The sequence below is a fragment of the Clostridioides sp. ZZV15-6598 genome, assembly GCF_020657705.1.
Taxonomy (GTDB): domain Bacteria; phylum Bacillota; class Clostridia; order Peptostreptococcales; family Peptostreptococcaceae; genus Clostridioides; species Clostridioides difficile_F.
Genome location: NZ_JAGWCS010000128.1, coordinates 1 through 10,995 on the forward strand (window position 1 = coordinate 1; position 10,995 = coordinate 10,995).

A 10,995-nucleotide genomic window follows, 5' to 3' on the forward strand; every position below is an offset into this window, starting at 1 on the left:
GTATAATCTAAATATATATTATACAACCTAAAGTTTATAGTTATAGAAAGAGGGGATAAACTTGTCAAAGAGAATATTGGTCATAGAAGACGATATAGATATCCAAAATATAATAAAAACATTTTTAGAAAATGCAGGTTATACTATCATAACAGCAAATGATGGTCTTGATGGAATTGAAAAGTTTAAAAAGCAACAATTCGATTTGATTCTATTAGATATACTGATGCCAAAGATAGATGGTTTTGTAGTTTGTGAAATGATAAGAAATGAATCTAATATTCCAATTATTATACTTACAGCATTGGATGAAGAAACAGACCAAGTAAAAGGGTTTGAATTAAAAGTGGATGACTATATTACAAAGCCATTTTCTACAATTGTTCTTCTAAAAAGAGTAGAGGCAGTATTAAGAAGAACTGGGGATAAAGAAGAAAATCATGAAGATAGAGAATTTTTATCATATAGAGATATTAGTGTTGATGTTGAAGGATATAAAGTTTTTGTAAATGGTAAAAAGATTGAATTGACTGCTAGAGAATTTGAAGTTCTAAAGGAACTAATAGAACACAAAGGTCGTGTACTTACTAGAGAAAATTTAATAAATAGTCTATGGAAGTATGATTTTTTAGGAGATGAAAGGGTTGTAGATACACATATAAAAAATCTTAGAAAAAAACTTGATGTGAGCTACATAGAAACAATAAGAGGGGTAGGATATAGGATTGATGTATTGGATTAAGAAAAGTCTAAATAGAAAAGTTTTTTTAAGTACAACCTTGATACTTATTTTATCCTGTACGCTAATTTACATATTTATCATGATGTCAATGCCCAAAGTATATAAATCATACTTAACAGAGGATGTTGAAAAAAATCTGAATGAATTTGTTAAAGTTATTGAGAAGACTAAATATAAGGATTCAGGACCTAAATTTTATGAGTTTATGGTTGTAAATAATGTGTCTATTGATTTAGTGAAAAATGGAAAATCAGTAGAAATACCATCTAATATAAAGTATGGTAAAGTAGGTGATGAAAATATTATATCAAATAAGAAGCAAAAAGCTATATTCAATGGAGATAATTTTTTATATAAGTACCTAAATAATAATAAAATTTCTGAAAATAGTTATATAAATGCGATAGCTACTGAGATTACCTTTAAAGATAGTTCAGATAAATATATTATTTCTGTGACACCAAGATTGATGGTAGTTGATGAGGCATCTATAGTCTTATTAAAATTGATACCAGTAGTTGCAATAATGATTTTGATAATATCACTAGTTACTGCATTTATTTATTCTAAAGTAATTACAAAACCTGTTGTCAAGATAAGTAACACTTCAAAAAAAATTGCACAGATGAATTTAGATGTTAGATGCGATGTAGAAAGTAACGATGAAATAGGCTCTCTTGCTTTAAGTTTAAATGAACTTGCACATAATTTATCAATTACACTTAATAATCTTGAATATGCAAATTCAAAGCTTCAAGAAGATATTGAAAAAGAAAGAAAGAATGAAATAAGTAGAAGAGCTTTTTTTGTAGCTGTATCTCATGAGTTAAAAACACCAATTACAATTATAAAAGGTCAACTTGAGGGCATGATATATAATATTGGCATGTATAAAGATAGAGATACTTATTTAAGACATTCACTTAAGGTAATGGAAAGTATGGAAGAAATGGTACGTGAAATTCTTGATATTTCTCGTATGGAGTCATCTGGATTTAAATTAAATACCGTGGAAATCAATATGAGTTCATTAGTACAACAATCAATACAAAACTACTTAATATTAGCAGAAAATAAGAATATAGAGATTATTAGTGATATAGAAAAAAACTTATACTCCTTTGTAGATATAAAATTGATGAAAAAAGCTATTTCCAATATTATTAACAACTCAATTAAGCACTCAAAAAATGGTGCTTTGGTAAGTATAAGATTATACAATAATAATGAATGTGGAGTTTTTGAAGTTGAGAATTCAAATACATTTATAGAAGAATCTGAGATAGAAAATATTTTTAATCCTTTTTATCGTGTAGATAAGTCACGAAGTAGACAATCTGGTGGAAGTGGTTTAGGATTGTATATTATTAAAATTATATTTGATATGCACAAGGTTAAATATAAAATTGAAAATACATCGGTGGGTGTAAAATTTACAGCTATATTTCCTATCGCATTAAAAAATACATTACAGTAAATATTTTATAAATAAAATAACCCTATACTAAAATTTTAAGGTAAAATTTAAATTTTTTAGAATAGGGTTATTTTGCATATAAGTATGTATTTGAGTAGTATCTAGTTACCATATAAAAAACAAGGCAAGAACATATTAACTACACACTTCATTTATATAATAAAAATTGTAATAAGAAATTAAAAACATGAAAGGTGAGTGAAATATGAAAATCGATGTTAAAAATTTAAATATGACTTATAAAGCAGGAAAGGAAGCGCTAAAAAATATAAATATAAGTCTTGAAAGTCCAAACTTTATAGGGTTATTGGGTCCAAATGGAGCAGGAAAAAGCACTTTAATGAAGTTACTAACTTCAAGAATATTACAAACTTCAGGTCAGATTTTAGTAAATAGTGAACCTCTTCAAAAATGTGAGACAGAGTTAAAAAGTAAATTGGGATATTTACCACAAGAATTTGGTTTATACGATGAATTGACAGTATATCAATTCCTTGAATATATGTCAGTTTTAAAAGGTATTAATAAGAACACAAAAAAGATAATAGAAGAAGTTATTAATCAGACCAATTTATTAGAAAAAAGAAACTCAAAGATTAAAACTCTATCAGGGGGACAAAAACAGAGAGTTGGTATAGCTCAAGCAATAATGGGAAATCCAGAGCTATTAATACTGGATGAACCTACAGTTGGATTAGACCCTGAGGAGAGAATAAACTTCCGTAACTTATTTTCAAAAAACTCAAGAGATAAAATCGTAATATTGTCGACACATATTATAGAGGATGTTCAGTCAGTATGTAATAGACTAATCGTGATAAATAAAGGAAATGTACTGTTTGATGGAAGCTCAGAAGAGTTAATTAAAAAAGCACAAGGACATGTTGGTATTTATGAAGATAAAAATGGAGAAATACATAAAAATGGAAAAAGCAAATTTAAAGTTACATCAAGTATTCTTACCACAACAGGAACTTCGTATCGTATTGTAAGTCATAAACTTCCAGATTTTGCAATATCTGTAGAACCATCCCTAGAGGATGCATATATGTTTTTGATATCTGAGGAGGAGATAAAGTAATGCAATCAATTAAATTTATCAAAGATGAGATAAAGAGGCTTTTTAGTTCAAAGATTACATGGACTTTCATATTAGTAATAGCATTGATACCAGGTCTATCAATACTAATGTATGAAATGCCTGAATTATTACCAAAAAGCAATTTAGGACAAGAGCTTAGTTTGAGTATACCTGTTTTACTTAATCCAGCAAAACTAGGGGCTTTAATAGGTACAGTCTTATTTTCGATGTTTACAATATATGAGATGGATAGTGTCTACAGAAACAAAACCAGTGGGATTATAGAAACTATCATGGATGCCAAAAGTTTAAATTTAGCTAGAGTAATTTCTATTCTTGTATCAGCTATAGTATCTGTAATAATTTCAATGATTATCTGTCTACCATACTCTATCATTAAGTTGAGTGAGGATTTTAGTCTAAATATTTATCTGATAAATTACTTAGTTTTAATGTTACCAGCTATATTATTTGGTATTTTACTTTCAGCTGGATTTTACTCTATAACAAGACGTATTGATTTAAGTATAATTATGTTACTTATAATAGTATTTTTATCTATAAATGTAAAAGGTAGTTATCTTATTGATTGGATACAAACAAAGGTCACTATTTACTCTTTTAGTTTTGAAAATGCCTTACAATTAAGAGCTTTATACTGGAATAGACTGCTTTGGAGTTTCGTATCAATATCAACGTATTTAATGGGTGTAATATGTACAAGAAAATATGAAAAAAATATCTTTTCATCCATGATGTTTAATATGAAGAAGGTATCAGTATCAATTTTAACCATAGTATTAATTGCTAGTTCTTATAGTATATATGCATTTGAGCCATATTATGATGATAGTCCTCCACCTAAAATGGAAAATGTAGTAGATAAGAAATCTGGTTCAGGTGTAGTTATGGCTACTAGTGGTGATGAAAAGTTAAATAAGGATATAAAATTAATTGATTCAAATCTTGATATAAAAATAAATCCTAAGAAGGCAAGCTTGGATGGGAAAATAAAATATACCATGGAAAATACTAGCGGTAAAGAACAAAAGTTGAACTTTGATTTAAATCCTGGATACAATGTTAAGAATATAAAGATAAATGGTAAAAAAGCCAAATTTGATATCTCTAAAAAGAAGCAACCAGAAGAACGAGTTAGTTTAGATACAACTAAAGAAAAAAATCTTAAAATTGAAATTGAGTATGGTGGTAAATTAATAAATAATCAATTGCTAGAAGCATTTCTTTCAGGAGATATGATAAGTGAAGAGAATATTAAGATGGTTGGTAGCTCAATATTTCCAGAACCTAAAATTGATGTTATGAATACAATGGAATCAATGATTCATGGTAACATCACTTTACCTACAGGTATGACACCTGTAATAAGTGGAATCAGTACAGAAAAGCTAAAAGTTGATAAAAAGAATAATGAATGTACATGGAAATTCAATACACAAGGAACTAGATTAACTATAATAGCTGCAGACTATGTAAAAAAAGATATACAAGTAGGTGGGATTAAGGTACAGTTTTATTATAATAGAAAGAGTGAAGACCAGATAAACAAAATGAATGCAGAGAAAATTATAAAAGATTCTATTGACTTTTATACGAAGCAATATGGAGAATTAGATAGATATAAAGTTATTCCACTTAAGTTAGTAGAAGGAGGAGCTACATCAGGCATTGGGACTGGAGGAAAAGCATATGAGAATATAAGTTATATGACTGAAAGTATTTTCAACCCAGGTGTATTTGAAAATAGTATAGGAGAAGGTGGTAATGGGGCTGAAGTTTTGGCACATGAAATATGCCATCAATGGTGGGGAATTATAGTACAAGTTGACCCAATGGTATCTCCTTGGTCACCAGAAGGTATAACAAATTATGCAACTAACAAGTTTATGGAGTATGAATATGGAAAAGAATATAGCAAAAAAACTATAGATAATTGGAAAAAAGAAAATGATAAACTCAAGAGAAATTTCTATATGAATAATCCACAGTATCTAGAAAAGTTACCTGAGAATTATGTATTCAATATTTTATCACCTAATTCTATGAGACTTATTTACAACAAAATGCCACTACAACTTTTAAAGGCGGAAGAGATTTTAGGTCAAGAGAAATTTGAAACTATTCTTAAAGGTTTATATGATAAATACAAGTACAATATATTAAAATATGATGATTTCTTAAAAGCTTGTAATCTTACAGGGGAGGAATTGAATCTTGAATAATTTAAAAATAATGAAGTATGAGATGAAGAGACTATTATTCTCTAAGGTGTATTTAGTTTTACTATTAATAACAGGGTGGTTCTCCTATAATGTTCTTAAGACAAAAACAATCTATGGCTTAAATGATACAGCACCATTTTCAGAGTGGAGTTATTCAAGTTTTTTACTTGATATAAATCCATTTCTACTAGTTATAGTTCTTATGTTTTGCACGTATATATTTTCAAAAAAAGAAGAAGCTGTCAAAACAATTACTATGACAACTAAGATAAAGCCTACAACATATTTTTGCATAAAAAGTATTACAATAGCAGTTGCATATTTTCTAACAGTTACAGTTGTAATTGCGATAAGTTTTATTTTTTACAATAGAGTATTTCAATTTAATAACTTTGGTCAGTTTGCAAAGCCTATACTTCTTATTTTAATACCATCTGTATTATTTGTATCAGGAATTGGGATGTTTATTGGTAATATAAATGGAAACTTACTATATATTTTTATTCCAATAATGTTTCTTATAACAAATTCTGGTGTACTATCTATTATATCTGGTAAAAATCTAGTGAACTCTATACTAGAGAGTAAAGTTGCAGATATGATGGGGAATCTTGCATTTGATATTCCGCAGGGATTTGTAATCAGTAGAATGGCACTTGGAGTTATAGGTATACTCTTAATACTCAGTGTATGTAAAGCATACAGCAAAAGTAAAACTAAAGTTTAAAATTGCTTACAAAGAAAAAATTAATTAATTCTATAAAATCATAATTATTTTTCAATATTTAATGTATATAGATAGTTTAAGATGTGAAGAGAGGATTATATTAAGGAAAATATGATATAATTACTAAACTTATAAATAAACTAAAGAAAAGGAGTATATTTTAACCTATAGTTTTTTAGGTTTAAAAATATACTCTTTTAATAATTATATAAATTAAGCCGATTATATAAACAAACTCTATATAATTAAAATTTTTATTATAACTCTATATTAGGTTCTTCAATTAATTTTCCACATACATATCTATGAATGATATTTCTGTCATCACCAACATATATAAATCTTTCAAGTCTTTCAAGTATAGAATAATTGTCATGATTTAAATCTGAATCATCAATAATTAATGCATCAAAATCGTAGTCTTCTTCAAAACTACCAACCTTTCCAAAAAAACTTCCTCCACCTTTAGTTGCAATATAAAAAGCTTCTGATAAAGATAGGAAATTACATTTTTTATTAGAATTTACCCAGTATAATTTTGATAACTGTATTGCAGATACTATTGCCTTAAATATTGATAGTGTATGACCACCACTTATATCAGAACCAAGGGCTAGTTTAATATTATTATCAAGTAATTTTCTAATAGGCATAGCTCCACTACCAACATTAAAATTAGAAGCTGGACAATGAACAGCCATAACCTCATTTTCTTTCATTAAATCTATTTCTTCTTGAGAGCAGTGAATACAATGAGCCATTAATGTAGGTGTTTGACCAAATAAATTATATCTATTATATGCATCTCCATAAAATTTAGATTCAGGTTCTAAATTTTTAACCCATTCAATTTCATCATGATTTTCAGATAAATGCGATTGTATAGGAACATTATACTTTAGACACAAATCTCCTAATTCCTTTAAAAGTTTACTTGTACAACTAGGTATAAATCTAGGAGTTATAATTGGTTTTACAATAGAATTTATGTCACTGTATTTGCTTATTATTTCTTCTGTATTATTGATAGAATCCTCAGTATTTTCTAATAGAGTGTCAGGACAATTCATGTTCATATTTACTTTACCAACGTATGCTCCAAGACCAACCTCTTTAAAAATATCCATAAGTTTTATAGAAGCTTCTTTATGTACTGTTGCAAATACAGCTATTCTAGTAGTACCTGCTTTCCAGACTTCTTTTACAAATTTTTTATACATCTTTGTAGCATATTCTATATCTATATACTTTGATTCTTCTGGAAATGTATAAGTTTCAAGCCATGGTATAAGTTCTTTGTCCATAGCCATGCCTAAATTTCTAAATTGGGGTGCATGACAATGAAGGTCGTTCATACCAGGTATTATAAGTTTATCACTGTAGTCTATAATTTCTAAATTTTTATATTCTTTAGGAATATCTTTGAAGACCCCTTCTACTTTGCCTTTGTTTAGTATAATGTAGCTATTCTCAAATACTGCGAAAGTATCTGAAGTTTTTGTAAAAATTATATTGCCTTTTATTGCTTTTAACATATAGCTCTCCTTAATTTTAAATTTGTTAACTTTAATATATAAGTAATATATAGGGTTTATTAATTAAAATTTTACCCTATGTATTATATCAAATCTGAGTTACAAATACTATTAAATAATAGTAAATAGTATTGAAATACAATTGTTTTAGAGTATTTGATACTATAGATATAATTAACATTCAAGAAAAAAATGTCACCAATTAACATGAAACTGAGTGGCTATCTAAAGAGAGCATTGATTATATATCCAACCCCAAATAGTAATAATATATTGTGGTCTGATTGGATAGGGTTCCATAATAGTAATCGAAGTAGTAGTAAATTTTACAGATAAACATTCTATTGTAAGTTGACATATTTGTTATTCATTCTTTGTAAATTCTACAGATAATATTTTACCATTAAGATACGCCATTTTGAAATTAAAGATTTCTCACAGAGCAGATAGAGTCCTTACTTATCTCTTTAGCAGATAGTCAAGATTTTTTTAGTATAGATGAATTTATCCAAAAACAATTAACAAGTTTATACTTTTATATAAAACCTCTGGTAAGGGTATTGATGAACTAAGTAATATGATGAATAAAGATGAAGAAATTTTCAATCCCTTATGTGGGCTAGAAGAGAAATTTATGTCAGTATTTATTGATACTTTAGCTCAAAATAATATTGATGTTACCTTAGAAAAGCTTTATCTTATTTATGCTATTATTGATGCTATAGCTCAAGAAAATAATATCAATGCTCATAGTGAAATGAATCATCAAATTCTGCATAAGGAAGGTATCAAGCTTATAAGATATTTATTGGTTAAGTAAATAATTATGAGTGTTCTGTGTAATGCATTACTTCAATTAGTTATAAACATGTGTATAAATAGGTTTGTAAATCATACTAAAGTATGGAGCAATTTCTTTGCTAACTTGTGAAAAGATAAATAAAAACATATTCAGTTTTTAATATAAAATAAGCTTAAATTGAGGTTATTCATATAAATATTAGATTTAGATACAATAATAAGAAAATTTAAGAGTGACTTTAGCACCAAATTACTATGGATGAAAGCACCTTGATACGATAGTAAATCTTATACAAGTGATATAATATCTGTATCTTAGGAAATTAGTAAATCGGAATTTAGCGGTAATTTGAAATTGAATTTCCATTTTTGATGAGAAACACCAGACGTGTTATGCTATCCTATAGTCTGGAGGTGGAAATTATGTTTTCTGAAAATGATATGAATTTATATTTTAATCCTGGATGTGCCCTGAGTATCTACAAACCAGAAAGAGTGTTGCAGATTTTAGATTATTTAAAAAAGATTTTTCCTTTTATCAAACTGCATCAAAGTTGTTGTCACCATAAACCAGGTTTGCCTACTGGTTCTGTGATTATTAATGTATGTGCAGGGTGTGACAGGCGTTTTAGCTCACTTCATAAGGGGATATCCACAGTTTCTTTATGGGAAATTATTGACGAATTTAACGATTTTCCATTTCAAAATTACAATGGTATGAGGGTAAGTATCCATGATCCTTGTCCAGTAAGAAACAAGATGGTTGTTCATAAAGCAGTCAGAAACCTTCTAAAAAAGATGAATATTGAGATAATAGAAACAAGTCAGCATGGAACAAGTTCTGTATGTTGCGGTGACAGTCTATATCTTTCTTGTGATTCTGAGGAAATTCATGCAGCGATGAAAAAAAGGGCAGACAGTATGCCTTGTGAGGATGTGGTTGTATACTGCGTGTCCTGCATTAAGGCAATGAGTGTTGGTGGTAAAATTCCACATCATCTGGTGGATCTTTTGTTTCATGAGGCTACACAGCCACAGGAATGCAGTGTGAATGAATGGCATGATGTGTTAGATGCGTATATCGCTGTACACTAATCATTTTCATTTACTTAGAAGGGGGTTATGAAATTGACGAACGATGAAATGTATGAGGTAGTCATAGAAAATGATGTCAATTATGATGGTCTATTCTTTTATGGAGTAAAATCTACAGGTATTTTTTGTAGACCTTCTTGCAAGTCTAAGAAACCGCTCAGAGAAAATGTCTGCTTTTTTCAAAATACAGAGGAAGCCTTGAAATCTGGCTTTCGTCCATGTAAACGGTGCAGAAGTGATCTTCTATCATACAGTCCAATGGAAGAGATAGCAGACTCTCTAAAGAGGCATTTGGAGGAACTGCATAATACTAAAACCGCATGGAATGACAATCTGGGGCAGATTGGTCTCTCCCAGAAACGGATGGTAGAAGTTTTTAAGAATGTGTATGGCATAACACCTAAAGTATATGTAGACTCTTTGCGACTGGATGAAGCAAAAAAGCTTCTAAGTGAAACAGATGAAAAAATAATTGATATTGGAGCATCTGTTGGATTTGGAAGTTTATCTACATTTAATCGTTTTTTCAAAGAGCAGACAGGAAAAGTCCATTGGAATTTAGGAAAGACAAGAAATAATTTAAGGAGTAACTTCTATTTTGTGAGGAGAATGTTGCTACACTGTGAGCATAAAAAATTGATTTAATATTTCATCAAAAAGAGATATTATTAATATTATAATATCTCTTTTTGATTTAAAGAGTAAAATTAATTGTTAGTTTAAGTATATTTATCATTCTTATAGTGTATAAACATACAATATTGTAAATATTATCTATCTTATAGGCTTATATTCCATTTTAGATTCTTCATCAGTTCTCTCAATTTTAAAAATGACAGGACGAATTCCATCATTACAGGAGCATATAGCCACTCCTTCTTTATCTATCCAATCTCCATAGTAAAAATTTTCACTACCATGAGATAAAGCAAATACATACTGATACATTGCTTTCCATGCTTCGTCACATAATTTTTCAGGTTTAGCAAAATCTCCAAAAAATACTTCTCCTACTTTATGCATAGGGCATTTCCCAATACCTTTACATCCATACTCATCTGCTAAGTCTTTGTGGAATGTTGTTTTTATCACTTCTATTTTACATTTTTTCATGAAAGTCATCTCCTCACATTTTTTAACTTTTATTTATATAAGTATATGTGCTATTTTATATTTAAACAAGTATTTACTTTTAGGTAAGGTACTAACGTTTAGGATAGTATTTTTATTACAGGATGGTGATTAAATGAGTATGAAAAACTACAATGCATCTGATTTAACTAATATAACTTCT

10 protein-coding genes are annotated in these 10,995 nt (G+C 28.4%); 8 read left to right on the forward strand and 2 right to left on the reverse strand.

Translation table 11 applies throughout. The features are described from left to right. The first annotated feature begins 61 nt into the window (after positions 1-61). The 5 genes from KGF50_RS17570 to KGF50_RS17590 all read left to right on the forward strand — a co-directional run bounded on the left by KGF50_RS17570 (position 62) and on the right by KGF50_RS17590 (position 6,270). Positions 62-742 carry a response regulator transcription factor gene (locus tag KGF50_RS17570; RefSeq protein WP_227849263.1) on the forward strand — a complete coding sequence of 227 codons (681 nt, stop codon included), beginning with the start codon at positions 62-64 and terminating at the stop codon, positions 740-742. An 88-nt stretch (positions 743-830) separates the two neighbouring features. Next, positions 831-2,219 (forward strand): sensor histidine kinase, encoded by a 1,389-nt coding sequence (locus KGF50_RS17575; protein ID WP_227849264.1) that lies wholly within the window; start codon positions 831-833, stop codon positions 2,217-2,219. Between the two features lie 205 nt (positions 2,220-2,424). Beyond that, a complete protein-coding gene (locus tag KGF50_RS17580) occupies positions 2,425-3,300 on the forward strand; it encodes an ATP-binding cassette domain-containing protein (protein WP_227849265.1) in 876 nt (291 codons plus the stop codon). Next, on the forward strand, positions 3,300-5,543 hold the full coding sequence (locus tag KGF50_RS17585) for a M1 family aminopeptidase (RefSeq protein ID WP_227849266.1): 2,244 nt from the start codon (positions 3,300-3,302) through the stop codon (positions 5,541-5,543). Before KGF50_RS17580 ends, KGF50_RS17585 begins: the two co-directional genes overlap by 1 nt. Continuing rightward, positions 5,536-6,270: a hypothetical protein gene (locus tag KGF50_RS17590; protein WP_227849267.1), complete on the forward strand. Its 735-nt coding sequence runs from the start codon at positions 5,536-5,538 to the stop codon at positions 6,268-6,270. Before KGF50_RS17585 ends, KGF50_RS17590 begins: the two co-directional genes overlap by 8 nt. Positions 6,271-6,527: 257 nt before the next feature. Here KGF50_RS17590 and KGF50_RS17595 read toward each other — a convergent pair whose 3' ends face one another. Beyond that, on the reverse strand, positions 6,528-7,805 hold the full coding sequence (locus KGF50_RS17595) for an amidohydrolase family protein (RefSeq protein WP_227849268.1): 1,278 nt from the start codon (positions 7,803-7,805) through the stop codon (positions 6,528-6,530). A gap of 580 nt (positions 7,806-8,385) precedes the next feature. Between KGF50_RS17595 and KGF50_RS17600 the strand changes: the two genes are divergently transcribed. The 3 genes from KGF50_RS17600 (at position 8,386) to KGF50_RS17610 (ending at position 10,346) form a co-directional block, all read left to right on the forward strand. After that, positions 8,386-8,625, forward strand: coding sequence for a hypothetical protein (locus KGF50_RS17600; RefSeq protein ID WP_227849269.1), 240 nt, complete (start codon positions 8,386-8,388; stop codon positions 8,623-8,625). 404 nt (positions 8,626-9,029) lie between these two features. Continuing rightward, positions 9,030-9,701, forward strand: a complete 672-nt coding sequence (locus KGF50_RS17605) for a (Fe-S)-binding protein (protein ID WP_227849270.1) — start codon at positions 9,030-9,032, stop codon at positions 9,699-9,701. A 33-nt stretch (positions 9,702-9,734) separates the two neighbouring features. Beyond that, on the forward strand, positions 9,735-10,346 hold the full coding sequence (locus tag KGF50_RS17610) for an Ada metal-binding domain-containing protein (RefSeq protein ID WP_227849271.1): 612 nt from the start codon (positions 9,735-9,737) through the stop codon (positions 10,344-10,346). Positions 10,347-10,475: 129 nt separating this feature from the next. On the opposite strand, the gene KGF50_RS17615 is transcribed toward KGF50_RS17610, so the two are convergent. Then, on the reverse strand, positions 10,476-10,814 hold the full coding sequence (locus KGF50_RS17615; RefSeq protein ID WP_227849272.1) for a TIGR04076 family protein: 339 nt from the start codon (positions 10,812-10,814) through the stop codon (positions 10,476-10,478). Positions 10,815-10,995 lie beyond the last annotated feature (181 nt).